This is a genomic window from Streptomyces sp. NPDC057424, assembly GCF_042803315.1.
Classification (GTDB): Bacteria; Actinomycetota; Actinomycetes; order Streptomycetales; family Streptomycetaceae; genus Streptomyces.
The window spans coordinates 1-19,602 of the sequence record NZ_JBHVCP010000045.1; the positions used below are offsets into that span (position 1 = coordinate 1).

The 19,602-nt window shown below is 71.3% G+C and carries 19 protein-coding genes; 6 read left to right on the plus strand and 13 right to left on the minus strand.

Annotated features, from left to right (window positions below; genetic code table 11):
* Positions 1-36 precede the first annotated feature (36 nt).
* From typA to ACFU3E_RS28615, 3 genes are all read right to left on the minus strand, one after another.
* The gene (gene typA / locus ACFU3E_RS28605) at positions 37-1,944 is read right to left on the minus strand and encodes a translational GTPase TypA (RefSeq protein WP_384164281.1); all 1,908 of its coding nucleotides are present in this window, start codon (positions 1,942-1,944) and stop codon (positions 37-39) included.
* A gap of 179 nt (positions 1,945-2,123) precedes the next feature.
* On the minus strand, positions 2,124-2,306 hold the full coding sequence (locus tag ACFU3E_RS28610; protein ID WP_384164284.1) for a hypothetical protein: 183 nt from the start codon (positions 2,304-2,306) through the stop codon (positions 2,124-2,126).
* A gap of 245 nt (positions 2,307-2,551) precedes the next feature.
* Positions 2,552-4,711, minus strand: coding sequence for an ABC transporter family substrate-binding protein (locus ACFU3E_RS28615; protein WP_384164287.1), 2,160 nt, complete (start codon positions 4,709-4,711; stop codon positions 2,552-2,554).
* Between the two features lie 289 nt (positions 4,712-5,000).
* Between ACFU3E_RS28615 and ACFU3E_RS28620 the strand changes: the two genes are divergently transcribed.
* The 4 genes from ACFU3E_RS28620 to ACFU3E_RS28635 are packed head-to-tail and all read left to right on the plus strand — an operon-like array spanning position 5,001 to position 8,914.
* Complete coding sequence (locus ACFU3E_RS28620) at positions 5,001-5,291, plus strand: hypothetical protein (RefSeq protein ID WP_031103292.1); 291 nt, start codon at positions 5,001-5,003, stop codon at positions 5,289-5,291.
* A gap of 57 nt (positions 5,292-5,348) precedes the next feature.
* Complete coding sequence (locus tag ACFU3E_RS28625; protein WP_384164290.1) at positions 5,349-6,185, plus strand: hypothetical protein; 837 nt, start codon at positions 5,349-5,351, stop codon at positions 6,183-6,185.
* 18 nt (positions 6,186-6,203) lie between these two features.
* On the plus strand, positions 6,204-8,141 hold the full coding sequence (locus tag ACFU3E_RS28630; RefSeq protein ID WP_384164293.1) for a fumarate reductase/succinate dehydrogenase flavoprotein subunit: 1,938 nt from the start codon (positions 6,204-6,206) through the stop codon (positions 8,139-8,141).
* A complete protein-coding gene (locus ACFU3E_RS28635) occupies positions 8,138-8,914 on the plus strand; it encodes a succinate dehydrogenase/fumarate reductase iron-sulfur subunit (RefSeq protein WP_384164296.1) in 777 nt (258 codons plus the stop codon). Before ACFU3E_RS28630 ends, ACFU3E_RS28635 begins: the two co-directional genes overlap by 4 nt.
* Here the strand turns inward: ACFU3E_RS28635 and ACFU3E_RS28640 are convergent.
* From ACFU3E_RS28640 to ACFU3E_RS28685, 10 genes are all read right to left on the minus strand, one after another.
* The gene (locus ACFU3E_RS28640) at positions 8,889-9,464 is read right to left on the minus strand and encodes a phosphotransferase (protein WP_384164299.1); all 576 of its coding nucleotides are present in this window, start codon (positions 9,462-9,464) and stop codon (positions 8,889-8,891) included. The genes ACFU3E_RS28635 and ACFU3E_RS28640 overlap by 26 nt on opposite strands.
* Positions 9,465-9,520: 56 nt before the next feature.
* The gene (locus ACFU3E_RS28645; RefSeq protein ID WP_384164302.1) at positions 9,521-9,883 is read right to left on the minus strand and encodes a hypothetical protein; all 363 of its coding nucleotides are present in this window, start codon (positions 9,881-9,883) and stop codon (positions 9,521-9,523) included.
* Positions 9,880-10,911 carry a hypothetical protein gene (locus ACFU3E_RS28650; RefSeq protein WP_384164305.1) on the minus strand — a complete coding sequence of 344 codons (1,032 nt, stop codon included), beginning with the start codon at positions 10,909-10,911 and terminating at the stop codon, positions 9,880-9,882. Before ACFU3E_RS28650 ends, ACFU3E_RS28645 begins: the two co-directional genes overlap by 4 nt.
* 68 nt (positions 10,912-10,979) lie before the next feature.
* A complete protein-coding gene (locus ACFU3E_RS28655; protein ID WP_384164308.1) occupies positions 10,980-11,555 on the minus strand; it encodes a GNAT family N-acetyltransferase in 576 nt (191 codons plus the stop codon).
* A gap of 31 nt (positions 11,556-11,586) precedes the next feature.
* Complete coding sequence (locus tag ACFU3E_RS28660) at positions 11,587-14,277, minus strand: SpoIIE family protein phosphatase (protein ID WP_384164311.1); 2,691 nt, start codon at positions 14,275-14,277, stop codon at positions 11,587-11,589.
* A 252-nt stretch (positions 14,278-14,529) separates the two neighbouring features.
* A complete protein-coding gene (locus ACFU3E_RS28665; protein ID WP_384164314.1) occupies positions 14,530-14,937 on the minus strand; it encodes an ATP-binding protein in 408 nt (135 codons plus the stop codon).
* A gap of 159 nt (positions 14,938-15,096) precedes the next feature.
* Entirely contained in the window at positions 15,097-15,552 is a 456-nt protein-coding gene (locus ACFU3E_RS28670) for a (deoxy)nucleoside triphosphate pyrophosphohydrolase (RefSeq protein ID WP_384164317.1), read from the minus strand.
* Positions 15,553-15,612: 60 nt separating this feature from the next.
* Positions 15,613-15,807: an SPOR domain-containing protein gene (locus tag ACFU3E_RS28675; RefSeq protein ID WP_221757716.1), complete on the minus strand. Its 195-nt coding sequence runs from the start codon at positions 15,805-15,807 to the stop codon at positions 15,613-15,615.
* 341 nt (positions 15,808-16,148) lie between these two features.
* Complete coding sequence (locus tag ACFU3E_RS28680; protein WP_384164320.1) at positions 16,149-16,901, minus strand: GntR family transcriptional regulator; 753 nt, start codon at positions 16,899-16,901, stop codon at positions 16,149-16,151.
* 147 nt (positions 16,902-17,048) lie between these two features.
* On the minus strand, positions 17,049-17,213 hold the full coding sequence (locus tag ACFU3E_RS28685; RefSeq protein WP_384164323.1) for a hypothetical protein: 165 nt from the start codon (positions 17,211-17,213) through the stop codon (positions 17,049-17,051).
* Positions 17,214-17,501: 288 nt separating this feature from the next.
* Here ACFU3E_RS28685 and ACFU3E_RS28690 point away from each other — a divergent pair, with 288 nt between their 5' ends.
* Both ACFU3E_RS28690 and ACFU3E_RS28695 read left to right on the plus strand, forming a co-directional pair.
* A complete protein-coding gene (locus ACFU3E_RS28690) occupies positions 17,502-17,723 on the plus strand; it encodes a DUF2283 domain-containing protein (protein ID WP_384164326.1) in 222 nt (73 codons plus the stop codon).
* A gap of 283 nt (positions 17,724-18,006) precedes the next feature.
* The gene (locus ACFU3E_RS28695) at positions 18,007-19,587 is read left to right on the plus strand and encodes a S8 family serine peptidase (RefSeq protein WP_384164329.1); all 1,581 of its coding nucleotides are present in this window, start codon (positions 18,007-18,009) and stop codon (positions 19,585-19,587) included.
* Positions 19,588-19,602: the final 15 nt, after the last annotated feature.

Here is a 19,602-nt window from a genome sequence, read left to right on the forward strand (position 1 = left end):
CCCATGCGGGGTGCCCGGTGCCGTCGGAAGGGGGCGTCAGCCGTGCTTGGCGCGGCTCGCGGCGCGGGCGCGCTCGCGGGCGTCCAGGTTCACCTTGCGGATGCGCACGGCCTCCGGGGTGACCTCGACGCACTCGTCGTCCCGGCAGAACTCCAGGGACTGCTCCAGCGACAGCTTGCGCGGCGGGACGATCGACTCGGTCACGTCGGCCGTCGACGACCGCATGTTGGTGAGCTTCTTCTCCTTGGTGATGTTGACGTCCATGTCGTCGGCGCGGGAGTTCTCGCCGACGATCATGCCCTCGTACACCTCGGTGCCCGGCTCCACGAACAGCACGCCGCGCTCCTGCAGGTTGGTCATCGCGAACGCGGTGACCGCACCGGAGCGGTCGGCGACCAGGGAGCCGTTGTTACGGGTCTGGAGATTGCCGAACCAGGGCTCGAAGCCCTCGTGGATGGAGTGGCCGATGCCCGTGCCGCGGGTCTGCGTCAGGAACTCGGTCCGGAAACCGATCAAGCCGCGGGAGGGGACGACGAACTCCATGCGGACCCAGCCGGAGCCGTGGTTGGACATGTTGTCCATGCGGCCCTTGCGGACACCCATGAGCTGCGTGACCGCGCCCATGTGCTCCTCGGGCACGTCGATCGTCATGCGCTCGACCGGCTCGTAGACCTTGCCGTCCACGTCCTTGGTGACGACCTGCGGCTTGCCGATGGTCAGCTCGAAGCCCTCGCGGCGCATCGTCTCGACCAGGATGGCCAGCGCCAGCTCACCACGGCCCTGCACCTCCCAGGCGTCCGGCCGCTCGGTGTCCAGCACCCGGAGGCTGACGTTACCGATCAGCTCGCGGTCGAGGCGGTCCTTGACCTGGCGGGCGGTGACCTTGCGGTCCTTGACGGCCGCCTTGTTGTCGGCGCCCTTGCCGGTGGCGCCACGGCCGACCAGCGGGGAGGTGTTGGTGCCGATGACCATGGAGATCGCGGGCTCGTCGACCGTGATCAGCGGCAGCGCGACCGGGTTCTCCGGGTCGGCCAGGGTCTCGCCGATCATGATGTCCGGGATACCGGCGACCGCGCAGATGTCACCGGGGCCGGCCATCTCGGCCGGCTTGCGGGTGAGCGCCTCGGTCATCATCAGCTCGGAGATGCGGACGCTGCTGACGGACCCGTCGCGCTTCATCCACGCGACCGTCTGGCCCTTGCGCAACTCGCCCTGCTCGACGCGGAGCAGCGCGATACGGCCGAGGAAGTTGTCGGCGTCCAGGTTGGTGACGTGGGCCTGGAGCGGGGCGGCCTCGTCGTAGGTCGGGGCCGGGATGTGCTCCAGGATCGTGGAGAAGAACGGCTCCAGGCTGGTGGAGTCGGCGGGGACCGTGCCGTTGTCCGGCTTGGTCAGCGAGGCGATGCCGTCGCGGCCGCAGGCGTAGACGATCGGGAACTCGATCTGCTCCTCGTCGGCGTCCAGGTCGAGGAAGAGGTCGTAGGTCTCGTTGACGACCTCGTCGATCCGGGAGTCCGGGCGGTCCGTCTTGTTGATGCAGAGGATGACGGGCAGCCGCTGCTGGAGCGCCTTGCGCAGCACGAAGCGGGTCTGCGGGAGCGGGCCCTCGGAGGCGTCCACGAGCAGGACGACACCGTCGACCATCGACAGACCGCGCTCGACCTCGCCACCGAAGTCGGCGTGACCGGGGGTGTCGATGATGTTGATGGTGATGACGTCCCCCCCGTCCTTCGGGTGGTACTTCACCGCCGTGTTCTTGGCCAGGATCGTGATGCCCTTCTCACGCTCCAGGTCGTTCGAGTCCATCATGCGGTCGTCGACGCCTTCGAGCTGGTGCGCGGCGAAGGCGCCGGCCTGCTTCAGCATGCCGTCGACGATGGTGGTCTTGCCGTGGTCGACGTGGGCGACGATAGCGACGTTGCGGATGTCGTGGCGCGTGGCCATATTGCGGCGTTCTCCCGGAGTGTGAGGAATGCCCTGCGCGGACGTCTGCGGTGCGCGGGCCCTGCCGGGCTCAACATGCCACGGCCACACCCCATGGTACGGGGCTGCGGCCGCAGAGGTTAGCCGGGATACGTCGGTGCAGGTCAGGCCCTTTTGCGAGGTGCTGAACGCCCTCTTCCTCAGGATCCGGACGGGCTGGAGGAAGCCGCCGGTTCACAGGAGCGCCGGGCGGCTTCCCGGCTCAGGGCCGAGTCCGGGCGCTCCTCGCAGACGGCCACGCCTGTGATGTCGACCGCCCAGTTCCGGGCGTGGCCGGAGACGGTCCTGCCGTCCGGGCAGGTGTAGCGGAGGTCCGCCGACACTTCTCTCACCCCGGGCCCTGGTCGGCCTCGTCGTCGCCCTCGCTTCCCGTGCACGCCGTCAGTCCCGTCACCAGCACCCCGATGACCATCCCGGCCGCGCAGGTCAGCCGTATCGTGCCGCGCATGAGCGGGCCCCTGTCCCCCGTGCACGGACGCCCGGCGCCCGCACCATGATCACTGCTGATCTCATGGTGCGGGCGCCGGGCGCCGGGCGGTGACGGCAAGGCGTTCGGGCGTTGCCGGAGCTACGGGGCGGCCGAGCCCTTCGCCGACGGGCCCGACGCGGGCTTCGCGCCCTTCTTCAGGAAGCCCATGTCCTCGTAGACCGGCGTGCCGAAGCCGAAGGCGCCGGTGTTGACCAGGTTCTTGCGGGCCGCCAGGAGCTGGGGGCGCTGGAAGAGGGGGATCGAACCGGCCGCCGCCCAGATGCGGGAGTCGGCCTTGCGGATCAGGGAGCGGGACTCGCCCTCGTCGAGGGTGGCCACGGCCTCGTCGAAGAGCTGGTCGACCTGGTCGGTGCCGACGCGGGTGTAGTTCTGCTCGACGTTCAGGGAGCCGTCCGCGGCCGGGACGGGCTTGGCGTAGACGGGGCGGGCGTCGGTGGCGGGGAACGCCGTGGCGGGCCAGGAGTACAGGGCGAGGTCGTACTGGCCGGAGGCGATGTGGTCCTTGAAGTAGGACTCGTCGGAGACCTTGGAGATCTCCGTGCCGATGCCGACGCGCTCCAGCATGCGGGAGATGCGGTCCGCGACCGTGCGCAGCGTCTGGGAGCCGGGCCCGGAGGGGAGCACGAAGCGGAGTGTGAGGGGCTTGCCGTCCTTGGCGAGCGGGGCGGCCTCCTGGTTCGCCGGGGCGGCGGTGCCCTTGGGGGCGTACGCGCCGGGGACGCCGCCCTGGTGCGCGGTCTTGTACTGCTTGCCGTCCTGGGCGAGGTGACCGGCGGGGTCCGGCCCGTGGTGCGCCTTGTTGTCCTCACCGGCGTCGTCGGTCTTCTCGGCCTCGGGGCCGGCGGCCTCCTCCTTCTCCTTGTCCTTCTTCTTCTCCTCCTTGACGGGGCCGCCGCGCACCCACCCGGCGTCCGCGAGCAGCGCCTGGGCCTCCTTGGTGTCCTGGCCGCCGAGGGCGCCGCTGTTGTCGGCGTAGTGGGCCTGGCCGGACAGGGCCAGGTGGCTGCCGACCGGGACGGCGGGCAGGCCGAGGGGCTTGAGGACGGCCTGGGCCAGCTCCTTGCGGTCCAGGGCGCGGGCGACAGCCCTGCGCACGCGTTCGTCGGCGAGCGGGCCCTCGGCGCCGTTCAGGGCGAGCTGGGTGTAGGCGGGCTCCAGTGACTTGCGGACCTCGAAGCCGCTGAGGGCCCGCTGCTGCCGGGCGTACTTGACGGCCGCCTTGCGCAGCTTCTTGCGGGCGACGGTCTCCTCGTCGGCGGCGTCCTCGTCGGAGCCGTTGGCGACGGCCCAGGAGTGCAGGGCGTCCGCGGCGGACCGGTCGGCGCCGGGGCCCATCAGCGGGCTGCTGGAGCTGTGGGGGCGGGCGGCGACGGTGATGCGGCGGGCCGCCGAGGGATCGATCTCGGCCAGGTCGAGGGTGCCGGCGGCCAGCTGGGAGGCCCGTTTGTCGCGCGGGACGGTGCGCAGCACGATCTCGGAGAGCTTGGCCGGTTCGCCCCACCAGCGCGGGTTGCGGGTGAGGGAGATCTCCTCGCCCTTGGTGTCGACCTTCTTCACCGTGAAGGGGCCGGCGGTGACCTTGAGCTTCTTGCGGGCCCCGTCGTTGAAGGAGTCCGGGGTGCCCATGACGTCCTTCGGGTACAGGGGCGAGAACAGCGAGCGCCAGTCCGCGTAGGGGCGGCTGAAGGTGACCCGGACCTCCAGGGCGTTGTCGCCGCGCTCGATCTTCTGGATGCGGTCGTAGCCGGCGTTGCGGGCGGTCCAGTACGCGGTGTCCTTGCCGGACAGGGCGCGCCACTGGGCGGCGAAGTCGGCGGCGCCGATCTCCCGGCCGTCGCTCCAGACGGCCTGCTGGTTGAGCTTGTACAGGACGACCTGCTTGGGCTCGGTGTCGACGACCTTGGCGGACTCCAGGTAGTCGGGGTTGCGCTCCGGACGCCCGGAGGCGTTCATGCGGTACATCGACGGCAGGACGGCCTGGGCGACGCGAGTGGTGGTGGCGTCGGCGTCCGACTGGAACGTGTTCAGCGTGTCGGGCACGGAGTCGACGGCCCAGCGCAGGGTGCCGCCGTCGGAGATCCGGTCGCGGGGGGCGGGCTGGATGTCCGGCCCGGCGAGCGGCTTGCCGGACGGGTCGTCGGAGCCGCATCCGGCGAGCGCGGTCACCGCGAGCACGCCCGCGGTGAGGAAAGCGGCCGAGCGCGTGACCGCACGCGGGCCGACGCCGTGCTGGGACATCTGTGCTACCTCCGGGAAGCCGCGGGCGTTATGATCACTTTTGGCGGTATTTGGAGTTCATCTGATGTATGCGGCCACTGAAGAGGAAAGGGTTCGGCAACACAGAGCGACACGGCGTTCACGGGCGGGAAGGTCACCCGTGCGGCGCAACGCACCGCAGGGTGCACCCATACGCCTCGGCCAATCGATGCACATCCCTTCACAGCACAAGGTGTGACGCGCAACACTCGCAGGCGCATGAACGTTGCCGCCTTGGGCCATGAAGGACCCGCGGAAGTGAGGGCAAGTCATGTCCGTTCACGACGAACTGACGTCAGTCCAGCGCAGTCTCGACGAAGTGTTCCGATCGCTGGGACGCCTGGAGAAGCAGCTCGGCACCGGCGGCCTGGAGATGCGCCGCGTCCGTGCCGACGCCAACCACCTGCGCGAGAGCGTCGCCCTGCTGCGCGACGCCGCCGCGTCACCGGCCGCACCGAAGCGCCCCGAGCTGGTCACCATCTCGGACACGCCGTACGACTCCGCCCTGTGGAGCGACTCGGACGACGAGGGGCTCGGCGCCCGGGACCGGCGCGCCCCCTGACCCGGGGAGGAGTCGAGCGCGACCGGCACCTCCCCCGAACCCGACCGGAGTCGTCACGTGGCCACTGGTACGGAACCTCCCGCCACCGAACCCAGACCTGAGAGCGGCGGTGTGCGGAGCGGTACGCGCGCCGCGATCGCCGCCCCGCACCTGCGGACCGACCGCTGGTGGCTGGCCCCGGCCGCCACCGCGGCCGGTCTTCTCGCGTTCATCGTGTACTCGACCTGGCGGGCCCTCGCCAACACGGACTACTACGCGGCGCCGTACGTCTCCCCGTTCTACTCGCCCTGTCTGGCGGAGAACTGCGAGCCGATGAAGGCCGGCCCGAACTGGGAGATCTTCGGGAGCTGGTGGGGCATCTCACCCGCGATCATCATCCTGATCTTCCCGCTCGGCTTCCGCCTGACCTGCTACTACTACCGCAAGGCCTACTACCGGGGCTTCTGGGCTTCCCCGCCGGCCTGCGCGGTGGCCGAGCCGCACGGGAAGTACACCGGTGAGACCCGCTTCCCGCTGATCCTGCAGAACATCCACCGGTACTTCTTCTACGCCGCGCTCCTCGTCGCCGGGATCCTCACGTACGACACCGTGCTCGCCTTCCGCGACGAGACCTACGCCTGGGGCCACATGGGTCTCGGCACCCTCGTGTTCCTGGTCAACATCGTGCTGATCTGGGCGTACACGATCTCCTGCCACTCCTGCCGGCACATCGTCGGCGGCAAGCTCAAGCACTTCTCCAAGCACCCCGTGCGCTACCGGATGTGGCAGTGGGCGGGGAAGCTCAACGCCCGGCACATGCAGCTCGCCTGGGCGTCGCTGGTGAGCGTGGCGCTCGCCGACCTCTACGTCTACCTGGTCGCGTCCGGTGCCTTCGACGATCCGCGCTTCTTCTAGAGGGATGGGGCCTTATCGATGTCCGTGGTCGACCGGCAGGAGTGGGACGTCGTCGTGGTGGGCGCGGGCGGTGCCGGGCTGCGCGCCGCCATCGAGGCCCGCGAGCGAGGCGCCCGTACGGCCGTGATCTGCAAGTCGCTGTTCGGCAAGGCACACACGGTGATGGCCGAGGGCGGCATCGCCGCCGCGATGGCCAATGTCAACAGCGGCGACAACTGGCAGGTGCACTTCCGCGACACCATGCGCGGCGGCAAGTTCCTCAACCAGTGGCGGATGGCCGAGCTGCACGCCCAGGAGGCGCCGCAGCGGGTGTGGGAGCTGGAGACCTGGGGGGCGCTGTTCGACCGCACCAAGGACGGCCGGATCTCCCAGCGCAACTTCGGCGGCCACGAGTACCCGCGCCTCGCGCACGTCGGTGACCGCACGGGCCTGGAGCTGATCCGCACCCTCCAGCAGAAGATCGTCGCCCTGCAGCAGGAGGACTTCGAGGAGTCCGGCGACTACGAGTCCCGGCTGAAGGTCTTCCAGGAGTGCACGGTCACGCGGGTGCTGAAAGAGGAAGGCCGGGTCTCCGGGGTCTTCGGCTACGAGCGCGAGTCGGGCCGGTTCTTCGTCCTGGAGGCACCCGCCGTGGTGATCGCCACCGGCGGTATCGGCAAGTCCTTCAAGGTCACGTCGAACTCGTGGGAGTACACCGGCGACGGCCACGCGCTGGCGCTTCTCGCGGGCGCTCCCCTGCTGAACATGGAGTTCGTGCAGTTCCACCCGACCGGCATGGTCTGGCCGCCGTCGGTGAAGGGCATCCTCGTCACCGAGTCGGTGCGCGGCGACGGCGGCGTGCTGCGCAACTCCGACGGCAAGCGGTTCATGTTCGACTACATCCCCGACGTCTTCAAGGACAAGTACGCCGAGACGGAGGAGGAGGGCGACCGCTGGTACGACGACCCGGACCACAACCGGCGCCCGCCCGAGCTGCTCCCCCGCGACGAGGTCGCGCGGGCGATCAACGCCGAGGTGAAGGAAGGGCGCGGCTCGCCGCACGGGGGCGTGTTCCTCGACGTGTCGACACGGATGCCCGCCGAGGTCATCAAGCGGCGGCTGCCGTCGATGTACCACCAGTTCAAGGAACTGGCCGACGTCGACATCACGGCCGAGGCGATGGAGGTCGGGCCCACCTGCCACTACGTGATGGGCGGGGTCGCGGTCGAGTCCGACACGGCGGCGGCGCGCGGGGTGCCCGGGCTGTACGCGGCCGGTGAGGTGGCCGGCGGTATGCACGGCTCCAACCGGCTCGGCGGCAACTCCCTGTCCGACCTGCTGGTGTTCGGCCGCCGGGCGGGCCTGCACGCCGCCGAGTACGCGGCGGGACTGGCCGGGGCGCGGCCCGTCGTGGACGACGTCCAGATCGACTCGGCGGCGGCGGAGGCCCTGCGGCCCTTCTCGGCCGAGGCGGAGATCGAGGAACCGTCGGGTGGCCCGCCGGAGAACCCGTACACCCTGCACCAGGAACTCCAGCAGACGATGAACGACCTGGTCGGCATCATCCGTCGCGAGCCGGAGATGGAACGGGCCCTGGAGAAGCTGGCCGAGCTGCGGGTCCGGGCGCGCCGGGCCGGGGTCGAGGGGCACCGGCAGTTCAACCCGGGCTGGCATCTCGCCCTGGATCTCAGGAACATGCTGCTGGTCAGCGAGTGCGTGGCGCGGGCCGCGCTGGAGCGCACCGAGTCGCGCGGCGGGCACACCCGTGAGGACCACCCGGGGATGGACCGCGCCTGGCGGCGGATCAACCTGCTGTGCGCACTCACCGACCCGACGGGCGGACTGGCGACGGACCCGGTCCGCGGCCAGATCGCCCTCACCCGCGAGACCACCGAACCCGTCCGTGCCGACCTGCTCGCCCTGTTCGACAAGGAGGAGCTGGTCAAGTACCTCGCCGAAGAGGAGCTCCACGAATGAGCGGCTATACGGCCCACTTCAAGGTGTGGCGCGGGGACGTGGGCGGCGGCGGCCTGGAGGACTTCGAGGTCGAGGTGAACGACGGCGAGGTGGTGCTCGACATCATCCACCGCCTCCAGGCCACCCAGGCGCCCGACCTCGCCGTGCGCTGGAACTGCAAGGCCGGCAAGTGCGGTTCCTGCTCGGCGGAGATCAACGGCAGGCCCCGGCTGCTGTGCATGACGCGCATGTCGGTCTTCGACCGGGAGGAGACGATCACGGTGACGCCGCTTCGGGCGTTCCCGGTCGTGCGCGACCTGGTCACCGACGTCGGCTTCAACTACACCAAGGCCAGGGAGGTCCCGGCCTTCGTGCCGCCGGCCGGTGTCGCTCCCGGCGAGTACCGCATGATGCAGGAGGACGTGGACCGCTCGCAGGAGTTCCGCAAGTGCATCGAGTGCTTCCTGTGCCAGGACACCTGCCATGTGGTCCGCGACCACGAGGAGAACAAGCAGGCGTTCGCGGGTCCCCGCTTCCTGATGCGGGTGGCGGAGCTGGACATGCACCCGCTGGACGCGGCGGCGGAGTCGGGCTTGGACCGCAAGACCACCGCCCAGGACGAGCACGGCCTGGGCTACTGCAACATCACCAAGTGCTGTACGGAGGTCTGCCCCGAGGGCATCAAGATCACGGACAACGCGCTGATCCCGCTGAAGGAACGGGCCGTCGACCGCAAGTACGATCCGCTGGTGTGGCTGGGCTCGAAGATCAGGAGGCGCTCTTCAGCAGGCTGAGCGCCTGGCGGAGGTTGTGGTCCGCGATCTCCCGCATCCGGCCCGGGTGCGGGAAGTCATCCTCGATGAGGGTCAGCGGGCCCGAGACCAGGCCGATGTGCATCGCCAGGCGGTACAGGCGCAGGCGTGCCTCGTCCAGGCCGGGGGCGCGCAGCGCGTCGTAGTGAGGGCCGAAGCGGAGCCTGAGGAAGGCGTGCTCGTGCTCCAGGTCGACGTACATCAGGCTTTCGATGTCGATGAGCGCGGGCTGCCCGCCGGGCGTGAGCAGGACGTGGTCCGCCCCGAGTTCGCCGTGGACGAGGGTGTGGCGGTCGCGGGGCCGGACCTCGGCGGCCAGGGCGTGGACCTCCTCCTCCGGTTCCCGGCGTGCGGCGGCGGCGCGGGGGTCGCGTGCCGCGGCTTCGGCGATGCAGCGCAGGGCGCCCTCGGTGACGCGCTGCTCGCAGGAGACGCCGTAAGGGGTCCCGCCGTTGTCGACGACGGCGACCTTCCCGAACCGGGGCCCGGTGTGGCTGTGCAGGGTGGCGAGCAGTTCCGCCATCCGTTCCATGGCCTCCCGAGCCCCCTCGGGGTCGCGGGCCAGGGTCTCCTCCAGGCTGCCGCCGGTCAGGTCCTCGACGACGGCCGCGTCCGCGGGCAGGTGCGTGTGCGTGGCGTCGGCGTGCAGGAGGCGGGGCGTTCGGACGCGGCGGCGGCCAGGCGGTCGTGGGCCGCCGTGAACAGGCCGAGGCCGGTGCCGTGGGAGAAGACGTCCCGGGGGTCGGGGTCCGGCCGGCCCCAGTAGTCCTCGTCGGCCGACCAGACGTAGGCGATGGCGGTGGAGCCGTCGTCGAGGATCAGCCGGTAGACGCCCTTCCTGGTGCCGCCACGCAGGCGTTGCACGCCGGTGAGACCGCGGGACCCGCCCAGGGCGGCGCGGGCGAGGGGGGCGAGGTCGGTGGTGGTGAGGGGGCGCCGGGGCGTGATCACCGCACCCAGTCTTCCTTGTACGCACGCCAGTCCGCCTCGGTGGCGGCGAAATCGATGTACAGCGCGACGCCGAAGTTGGCCCGGTCCGCGTCCGTACGGGACAGGCCGAGGCGGACGCCGCGGACGGCGGCGGGGACGGTTTCGGCGTGGTTCCAGTGGCCGAAGCGGTTCTCGTGGAAGAAGGGCAGGCCCATCAGCAGGTCGGTGGAGGGCGGGGTGACCTCCAGGGCGAGGGAGGTCTGCTGGGCGACGTAGCCGCCGTAGGTGCTCTCCAGCGGCTGCATCGTGTCGTACGACATCATGGCGATCTGGTCGACACGGCGCGCGACCTGCCCGAAGAACTCCTGCGTCCACCACTTGGGGTGGCCGGTGACGCCGCCCCACAGGGTGTGGAAGGCCGGGAGCGGGTCGATCTGGTGGGCGGCTACGGAGAGCTGGGCGTCTCGCGAGCGGGTCTCGCGGCGCAGGGCGTCGAGAAGGGTGAGGTAGTTCCCGTCCCCGGAGTGCAGGGGCTCCAGGTCGAGGTGGATGCCCTCGTAACCGGTGTCCAGGATCCGGCGGGCGGAGCGGAGGACCGAGGCGCGGGTCTCCGGGTTCTCCAGGCGCATGCCGTCGTCGCTCTCGGTGGCCAGGACATCGCCCAGGAAGGCCTGCACACGGATCCCGGGGAGCTTCTCGTGGACGGCGTCGATGAACCAACGGGCCCTCGGGTACACCGACTCGGGAAGCGTGCCGTCGTGCTCCAGCGGCCCCGAGTGGACGTACAGGTCCCGGATACCGGTGCCTTGCAGGCGGCGGGCAAGGGCGCTGACGTCGGCGTCCCTCTTCCGGCCGTCGACCCAGGCATGGCCCAGCCAGAGGGCGTCGCGGTTGCGGGTGTGGGTACCGTCGGCCGGGTCGCCCGTGTAGTTGATGCGCAGGGCTGCCAGAACGGTGAGAAGCGGGAGCAGGAGGAGCAGGGGGAGGGCGATGGCCGTGCGTCTGATCCAGCGCCGGCGTCTGTTGTTTCCTCCGCTGTCGCGGCCCATGCCGTCTCCCCTTGATGGTGCGGTCGGTGTTGCAGGGGATGACGAGCAGCACGGACGTTCGGTTGCGATCAGCCGGCGCGTCCGGACCCGTGCCGTACGTGCAGGTGGCCCGCCAGGGGCCGGGCGGGGGGCCTCGCCGGCAGGACGGCGGTGAGTGCGTAGCGGCTCTTCCCGGCCACGCGGCAGGAGGCGGTGTTGCCGGCCTGGTGGAGGAGGACGAGGCGCGTCAGGCCGTCCCGTGCGAAGGCCGCGAAAGCCCAGTCGGACAGGGCGTGCAGGGCGCGCGGGGCGATTCCCCGGCCGCGGGCGCGCGCCACCTTCCAGTAGCCGATCTCGGCGGTCGCGGCGCCGGGGAGGACGTCCTTGAGGACCACATGGCCGGCCGGCAGCCCGCCGCTGGAAGGATCGGCCTCCTCGACGGCGAACGAGAAGCGGTTGCCCTGCTCCCATCCTTGTCGCTGCTCCCACAGCCACCGCGCCGCACTCGGCTCGTCGTCGACGGCGAAGGACGTCCAGCGGCGCAGGGCCTCGTCCCCGCCCAGCGCGGCAAGCCCGGCCGCGTCCGCGGGGCCCCAGGGGCGCAGGACCAGGGCAGGGGCCGTCGGTGTCGCGTCTGCCGGGAGCCGGGTCGTGGTGTCGGGCACGGGGCGATCGTACGGTGGCCGCCGGCCGCTCTCAGAACAGGCTCAGCAGGGCCTCCGCCGGATCCGTCAGGCTCGTGTCGCCTCCGGGCAGGGGCAGTTCGAACCACACCGTCTTGCCCCTCGGGGTGCGGCGGGAGCCCCACGCGGCGCTGAGGAGGCCGACGAGCTGGAGGCCCCGGCCGCCCTCGTCGGTGTCGCGGGCACGGCGGCGGCGGGGCTGGACCAGGCCGGAGTCCCAGACCTCGCAGACCAGGGTGCGGTCGAGCAGCAGGCGGAGGCGGATCTCGCCCTCGCCGTAGCGCAGGGCGTTGGTGACCAGTTCGCTGACCAGGAGTTCCGTGGTGTCGACCAGGGGTTCCATGTCCCAGGCGAGCAGCTGGGCACGCGCGTACTCACGGGCCCGGCCCACGCTGCGGGGCTCGCGCGGCAGGGTCCAGTCACCGACGGATTCCGTGGGCAGCCCCTGTACACGTGCCATCAGCAGCGCGATGTCGTCCTCGCCGTGATGGGTGTCGAGGGTGTTGAGGACGTGGTCGCAGACGTCCTCCAGGTATTGGGAGGAGTCGGCGCGCAGCGCCGTCGTCGAGGGGTGGTGGCCGGGCGACGGGTGGGCGGGGCCGGAGAGCGCGCTGACGAAGGCCTGCAGGCCCTCGTCCAGGGGGTGGTCGCGGCTTTCGACCAGTCCATCCGTGTAGAGCGCGAGCAGGGCGCCTTCGGGCAGTTCGACCTCGACCTCCTCGAAGGGCTCGCCGCCGACGCCGAGCGGCATGCCCGGCGGCACGTCGAGCATCAGCGCCGGCTCGCCCGGTTCGACCAGGACGGGCGGCAGGTGGCCCGCGTTGGCGAAGGTGCAGCGCCGGGTGACGGAGTCGTAGACGGCGTAGACGCAGGTGGCGAGGTACACCTCCGAGAGGTCCGCCTCGCGGGGGCGGCGGGCCGCCCGGGTCGCCTGCTGCACCCCGCCGGGGGCGCCGAGGCCGCGGGCGATCTCGTCCAGCTGGGAGAGCACCTCGGCCGGTTCCAGGTCGAGCTGGGCCAGGGTGCGGACCGCCGTACGGAGTTCACCCATGGCGACGGCGGCGCGCAGGCCGCGGCCCATGACGTCGCCGACGACCAGCGCGGTGCGGTGCCCGGGGAGTTCGATGACGTCGAACCAGTCGCCGCCGACCTCGCTGGGCCGGCCGGTGTTGACGCTGCCGGGCAGATAGCGGCAGGCGATGTCGAGGCCGGAGGCCTCGGGGTCGCCGGGCGGGAGCAGGGACCGCTGCAGTATCAACGCGCGTTCGTGCTCGCGGCGGTAGAGGCGGGCGTTGTCGATGCAGACGGCGGCGCGTGCCGCCAGTTCCACGGCGAGGTCGCGGTCCCGGTCGCCGAACGGCTCGCTGCCCTTCGTCCGGGCGAACTGCGCGAGCCCGACGACGGTGTCGTGGGCGACCATCGGCACGGCGAGCGTGGACTGCACCAGCCCGCCGTCCTCGCCCGGGACGGTCTGCGGGCGGGCCGTGCGCAGGGCGTCCGCGCAGGGCGAGTTGAACGGGTAGTGGTGGACGGCGCCGACCGAGACGGGCACGCCGGTGCCGGCGAAGGGCGCGTCGGAGACGGCGCTGGCGAAGGCCACGCGGCGCAGCTCGGCGCTGCCGTCGGCCAGTCCGGGCGGGGTCTCGTCGCCGGCCAGCAGGCCCTGGTAGAGGTCGACGGTGGCCAGGTCGCAGAAGCCGGGGACGACGACGTCGAGGAGTTGCCGGGCGGTGGTCTCCAGGTCGAGGGAGTTGCCGATGCGGGCTCCCGCCTCGTTCAGCAGGGCGAGGTTGCGCCGGGCTGCGGCGGCCTCGCGGGCGGCGGCACGACGGGCGGTGATGTCGGTGCCGAGCCAGGCGACGCCGATGGGGCGGCCCGAACCGCTGTGCACGCGATAGAGGTTGACGGACCAGTGGCGGCGCTCGTCGGAGCCCGGCACGAAGCCCGTGACGTGCATGTCGGTGATGGAGTTGCCGGTCTCCAGCACCCGGCGCAGGGTGGCGGCGACCCGCTCGGCCTCGCCGCGCTGGAGGTAGTCGTGGACGCCCTTGCCGCGGTGGTCGTCGGGCGTGCCGCCGAAGATGGACGCGAACCGCTGGTTGGCGCGGCGGACCCGCAGGTCGGGGTCGATCAGCAGGAAACCGAACGGGGATTGACTGAAAATGGCCTGCGAGGCGGCAAGGTCGGTCTCGATGCTGCGCAGGGTGCGCACGTCGACGACGATGCAGACGGCCGCCTTGTCGCCCTCCTCGGTGCGTGTCGGCATGACGTACACCTCGGCGAGCCCCTCGTGGCCGCACTCCCCCTCGACGCCCTGGGGCATCCGGAAGGGCACCACTCCGGTCCACTCGCGGCCGTCGAGGATCTCGGCCATCTTGCGCATGCCGCGCTCGCGGTGGCGCGGGTCGATGAACGCCTCGATGGGGTCCATGCCGACGGCGCGGCCGGCGGGGATGCCGAAGAGGTGCTCGGCACGCAGGCTCCACTGCTCGACCAGCCCGTCGGGGCCGATGGAGAAGGACGCGACCCTGATGTAGTCGTAGATGGAGCCGGGGGGACTGCTCTGCCACATGGCGTCCCCAACCGGCACCCCGTCGGCCGCGAGCGCGCCTCCGACCGCGGAGGCAAGGCCGTCGGCCGCCCTCGCCCTCGCGCCCTCCGACGGGTCCTCGGACTCCGTGGCCTTCGCTGGTATCTCGCTCACGCGAACCGTCCCCTCCAGCTCACCGCGTCCGGCACCGGTCACCGGGGGCGGCTGCCCGCAGTATCCAGCACTACGGTGCCGCACAACACGGTGTTCACGATCACAGCACGGTCCCGATGGTTTTCGGTCCGGACCGTGACAACACTTCCAGTCTTCTAACCAGGGGACACGTCATCGAATCCCGTTCGCCGGCAACCGCCACTGGCCTGAACCAATCGCTCTACAGCGGTAAGACGTACGTACACCGGATTTTCACTCCGGCACCGCGATTTCGAACCACACCGTCTTGCCCGTGGCGCCGGGCCGGGTACCCCAGCGGCGGGAGGAGGAGGCCACCAGGTGCAGTCCGCGGCCTCCCTCGTCCTCGAGGCGGACGGGGCGCTCGCGGGGCGGGTCCGGCAGCGGGTCGGAGACCTCGACCAGGAGGACGCCTCCCAGGCCCGCGGGACGTACCAGACGGACACCGATGGGGCCCGTGGCGTGCCGCAGGGCGTTGGTGACCAACTCACTGACCAGCAGCGCCGCGAGGTCCGCGAGGTTGTCGAGGCCCCAGCGGCGGAGCTGGCCGCGTACGGCCTGGCGGGCGGTGCGTACGGCTCCCGGTTCGGCGGGAAAGGTCCACTCGGCGCAGTCACCTTCGGTGTCGATCACGCCGATCACTTCCCGGGCAGGAGCTCTACCCGTGTCCGAATTCACGGGATTAATGGGCACATACCCGATATCAGAGGCGGAGTATCGCGCGGAGCAGCGCACTGTGGCACGAAAGGCGCAGGGGGCGCCCCTACGGCACTGCGATGAGGCCGCCCGCCCCGGCAGGCTTCAGGCGCCGGGCTCTTCCGGCACGCCGGAGCCGGCGCCACCCGGGGTGAGGCCCTCTACGGACCCGAGGTGCGCGAGCGCCTGCCGTACGGCCGGAACGTCCTGGTCGAGCCAGCGCACGTCCCAGATCTCGTCGGGGCCGAGCCAGCGCAGAGCGTCGTGGTCCTGCAGGGGCTCGGGGGCGGCGGAGCCGGGCAGCAGCCGGGCGGTCCACACATGCAGGACGTACGGCGGCCTGAGGGGCCACTCCCCCGGGACGCGCCCGCTCACCTCGGCGTCGACGCCGAGTTCCTCGCGCAGTTCCCGCGCGAGCGCCGCGTCGGCCGTCTCCCCGGGTTCGACCTTGCCGCCGGGCAGCTCCCAGCGCCCGGCCAGCTCGGCGGGCGCGCTGCGCCGGGCGGCCAGCAGCCGCCCGTCCTCGACCAGCGCGGCCCCTACGACGATCCGCTCACTCATGCGGGGAGCCTACGGGAGCCCCGCCGGCCTCCGGGCCCTGCCCGGGGCACTCCGCGGCGGTCAGTCGCGCGCCACTGCCGACCCGTTCTGACCGAGCCGCTCGACCCAGTACAGCTGCTTGTGGCCGCGACCGTCGAGGCTGTCCGCGATCTTCTGGGCCTCGGCCCGGGTCGCATACCGGCCCACTCGGTAGCGGTTGCCGTTGTCGTCCTCTCGTATCACGAGCCAGGGAAGAGTGACCGTGCTGTCGTTCATCGCGCCCCTCCACTTCCCGCTCGCGGCCTGTGCCGTGCCCCACCCGCTAAGGAAACCGCAATGCGCATATGCCCGAGCGTACGCCTAACCTTCACGGAGCGAATACGGCTTTTCACAAAGAGGTACGCAACCAGCCAGAACGCAGGGGGCGCACGCCGATGAACGCGCTGTCCGCGCACCTCGGCGCAACCAGTCGGAGGCATGGCGTATACGGGACCGCCGACCTGCGACGACGATGGCCGGCCACCGGACGCGCACCACCCGCGCCCATGACGGCCCGCACGGCGACGGTGCGAGCGGGGCGCGCGGGGAGCGCGCCGCGGGACGGATGTGAGCGTTCGCTACTTGACCGGAAGGTGGTAGGCGACCCGGTACCGGTCGGCCGGGATGACCACGTCGGCCGTCTCCACCGGGCGGCCGGATGCGTAGAACGTGCGCTGGACGACCAGGACCACATGCCCGGGAACCCCGCCCAGGACGAGCAGTTCCTCGGCGAGGCCGGGCCGGGCGCCGACCTCCTCCGTGACGTTGTCCACGATCACGTCGATGGCGCGCATGCGCTCGACGACGCCCATGCCGCCGACCGGCCCTTCCTCCGGCAGCATCACGGGCGTACGCCCCGTCACGGCGAGGGGCTCCCAGGACGTGGAGAGCATCATCGCCTCGCCGCCCTCGCGGTAGAGGTACCGCGTGCACATGACCCGCTCGCCCGGTTCGACGCCCAGCCGCTCGGCGACCGCGACACTCGCCTCGGACTGCTCGCTGCTGGACTCCCAGGTACCCCGGCCCTCCTCGTCGGCCTGTTCCTGGCGGAACGGGGTGGCCCCGCCGGCCGGGCGGTAGCCGGAGCGGGAGATGCGCCGGGGCACGGGCCGCTCGCGCACATACGTCCCCGAACCGGAGCGGCCCTCGACCAGACCTTCCGCCATGAGCACCTTGCGGGCCTCCAGCGCGACGGTGTCCGAGACCCCGTACTCCTGGCGGATTCTGGCCTGGGAGGGGAGACGGGTGTGCGGTGGCAGCTGGCCGTCGACGATCTTCTGGCGGAGATCACCCGCGACGCGCAGGTACGCCGGCTGCTCACCGAATGTCACTGGCCGCTCCCATCAGGTTGTACAGACAGCAACAGCGTGGCAACCGTAGGTTCTGCGGTGCAAGCAAAGGCCAGAGAATCACTCGATGTGATGACATGAGGGCTCTGAAGCCTTTACGCAGGCACTTTCTCCCCGCTATGGCCGCCGTCACACCTGCGCTGCGGAGTCTCCGCTCCCGCTGTCCTCGGCGGACGGCGGGGTGGCCGCCGGTCCGAGGGCCTTGCGCGCGGTGACGGTCGCCGTGCCGTCCACGGCCCCGTACGCCGTGTCGTAGCGCGCGTAGTACGTGCCCGCGTCACCAGCGGCGCTCACCGGGCACGTCGTGGACCTGGGCGGCCCGGGCCCGATGGGCGGCGAGGTCGTCGTCGCGGGTCTTCGCGGGCTCCTCGTAGAGCGCCGCGTCGAGTGCGTCGGCCGTCGGCAGGAAGACGACCTGGCTCGTACAGAGTGAGGACCGGCAAGATCGGTCGTGATCGACAAGGTCGGCGACGTCGTGTCCGCCGGCCGCGACCCAGCCCGTTCCCGAACCCGTTCCCGAACCCGTTCCCGAACCCGTTCCCGAACCCCGTTCACCAAGAGCCCGTTCCCGAAAGGCGAAGCATGCACATCGAGTACGACAGCGAGAACGACACCGCGTATGTCTCTCTCGTCGCCCACATCGCGGACGGCGCCGCCGTCCGGCAGATCGCCGTCGACGGGGTGGGGGCGGGCGCCGGGGTGTTCCTCGACGTGGACGCGTCGGGGCGGCTGCTCGGCATCGAGGTGATCGGTGCCGGCGGTGCGCTGCCGGCGGAGGTGCTGAAGCGGGCCTCCGCGGGCTGACGGCCCGGATACCGCCGTCGGCGCTCCGAGCAGCCGCGGGAAGAGGTCCTGGCGCGGGAGAAGCCCAGCCGGGACCCGGCCTCGACGACTGACGAGCCGTCACAAGGGGCCCTGCCGGTCCGTGCGGGGCCCCTTGTGCAATTCCTGTGGAGGCCTCAATCTTTCGCTGACGCACAGGAGTAGCCGCCGGCTTGACATGACCATGACCATTGCCCAACCGGCGGCGACCGACGGGCGTGCACCACACCCCACAGCGCACCACCGATTGAGGAGGACCCCTCAGATGGCAGTGATGCGTACTCCCCGCAGATCCTCCCGGCACAGACTGGCCGCGCTCGGCGCGACGGCCACCGCGGCGCTCGTCGCGAGCCTCGTCACCGCCCTCCCCGCCGGCGCCGCCCCGGTCGCGGCCGAGGGGCGCATCCAGTACGAGGGCGCAGCGAACGCCGTCGCCGACAGCTACGTCGTCACCCTGAAGACCGAGAAGGCCGGTTCGGCCGAAGGCCGCGCGCTCGCGCACAAGTACGGCGCCGACATCGAGCGGACCTACACCAAGGCTCTGAACGGCTACGAGGTCGAGGCCTCCGAGTCCGAGGCGAAACGTCTCGCCGCCGACCCGGCCGTCGCCTCCGTCGTGCAGAACCGGACGTTCACCATCACCGGGACGCAGCCCAGCCCGCCGTCCTGGGGCCTGGACCGCATCGACCAGAAGAGCCTACCGCTGAACAGCTCGTACACCTACCCGGACTCCGCCGGCGAGGGCGTCACCGCGTACGTCATCGACACCGGCGTCCGCATCACCCACGGCGACTTCGGCGGCCGCGCCTCCAACGGCTACGACGCCGTCGACAACGACAACACCGCCCAGGACGGCCACGGCCACGGCACGCACGTCGCGGGCACCGTCGCCGGAAGCGCCTACGGCGTCGCCAAGAAGGCCAAGGTCGTCGGCGTCCGGGTGCTGAACAACTCCGGCCAGGGCACCACCGCCCAGGTCGTCGCCGGCATCGACTGGGTCGCCCGGAACGCGGTCAAGCCCGCCGTCGCCAACATGTCCCTCGGCGGCCCCGGCGACACGGCCATCGACACGGCCGTCCGCAACGCCATCACCTCCGGCGTCACCTTCGTGGTCGCGGCCGGCAACGAGTCCACCAACGCCTCCACACGGTCTCCGGCCCGCGTCACCGAGGCCGTCACGGTCGGCGCGACGACCTCGAGCGACGCGAAGGCGAGCTACTCCAACTACGGCACCGTCCTGGACCTGTTCGCACCGGGCTCGTCCATCACCTCGGCCTGGAGGACGAGCGACTCGGCGACCAACACCATCTCCGGTACGTCGATGGCGAGCCCGCACGTCGCCGGCGCCGCCGCCCTGCACCTGGCCGGCAACCCCTCGGCCACGCCCGCGCAGGTTTCCGCCACGCTGACGTCCGCCGCCACCACCAACGTCGTCACCAGCCCCGGCACCGGATCACCCAACCGGCTCCTGCACGTCGGCGGCGGCACGACCACCCCGCCCGGCCCGCGCTTCGAGAACACCGCCGACCAGGCCATCGCGGACAACGCCACCGCCGAATCCCCGGTGACCGTCTCCGGCGTCTCCGGCAACGCACCCTCGGCCCTGGCCGTCGAGGTGCACATCGTCCACACCTACATCGGTGACCTCCAGATCCAGCTGATCGCCCCCGACGGCACGGCGTACACGCTGAAGGCCTACGGCACCGGCGGCAGCGCCGACAACATCGACACCACGTACACCGTGAACGCCTCCTCGGAGGCCGCGAACGGCACGTGGAAGCTGCGGGTGAGCGACAACGCCCGCTACGACACCGGGCGGATCGACGCCTGGGCGCTCCAGTTCTGACCCGTACCGCGGAAT